The sequence below is a fragment of the Pelomicrobium sp. G1 genome, from assembly GCF_051905455.1.
GTDB lineage: Bacteria > Pseudomonadota > Gammaproteobacteria > Burkholderiales > UBA6910 > Pelomicrobium.
Window position 1 is genome coordinate 1 of record NZ_JBQACR010000696.1, and the last position, 230, is coordinate 230.

Consider the following 230-nt stretch of genomic DNA (forward strand, 5'->3'; position numbering starts at 1 on the left):
GCAGCAAGGCGTCCGCCTCGCCGATCTCTCCCGCCTCCTGCCGGCCTCTGAGCTCTACCAAGTAAAAGGCCAACTGGAAGGCGGCAGCGAACTCCGCCTCCAGGTGGAGGAGGGTGTCCGCGTGGAGGGGCTGCTCGGCGAGGGGCGCGCCGAAGGCCACCCGCTTGCGGGCGTAGTCCCGGGCCAGGGCCAGGCCCCGGCCCATGTAGGCCGCCGCGCTCACGCTGTTC

General features: G+C 72.2%; 1 protein-coding gene. It reads right to left on the reverse strand.

Annotated features, from left to right (window positions below):
• A partial coding sequence (locus ACTFO6_RS20170; protein ID WP_439936032.1) for an acyl-CoA dehydrogenase family protein occupies window positions 1-230 on the reverse strand: 230 nt, incomplete at both ends.